Source organism: Pseudomonas sp. EA_5y_Pfl2_R50 (assembly GCF_963970475.1).
In the GTDB taxonomy this organism is placed as follows: Bacteria; Pseudomonadota; Gammaproteobacteria; order Pseudomonadales; family Pseudomonadaceae; genus Aquipseudomonas.
Genome location: NZ_CAXAPT010000154.1, coordinates 1 through 466, shown reverse-complemented (window position 1 = coordinate 466; position 466 = coordinate 1). Strand labels below are relative to the sequence as shown.

Genomic DNA, 466 nt, shown 5'->3' with positions numbered 1-466 from the left:
TGCGCGTCGTAAGCTCGATTGCGCTTGTAATACGCTTGCCGTGAGATGCCCAGAAACTGGCAAGCCCTGGTAACACTCAGGCCTTCGATTTGCCCTTGGATGAGGACTTGCCGGATCGCTTTTTTACGACAGAAACACCGTAATCGTTCTTAAGCACGTCAACGACTGCTTCAAAAAATTGGGCTTTCTGGTTGGCAAGGGCCAGCTTTTCTTCCAGCTCCTTGATTCGCTGCTCTGGTGTCAGCGGCAAATTTGGCTCGGCCATCGGTCGGTTCCTCTGGGCACGAATGGAGGCGCCTTGGCTCCAGTCCTGCCGTCCATGCTTGCGTAACCACACCAACACAGTCGACCGGCCCTGAATCCCATAACGCCGTTGAGCCTCTTTATAACTCAGTTCGCCCTTTTCAACTTGATCGACGACCGCCAATTTAAAGCTCAGCGTGTAATCACGCTGACTGCGCCTTTT

The 466-nt window shown here is 53.2% G+C and carries 1 pseudogene; it reads right to left on the bottom strand.

Going from position 1 to position 466, the window contains the following annotated elements:
• Window positions 1-466 (bottom strand): annotated as a pseudogene (locus AACY19_RS27200) (helix-turn-helix domain-containing protein); the annotation flags it as partial.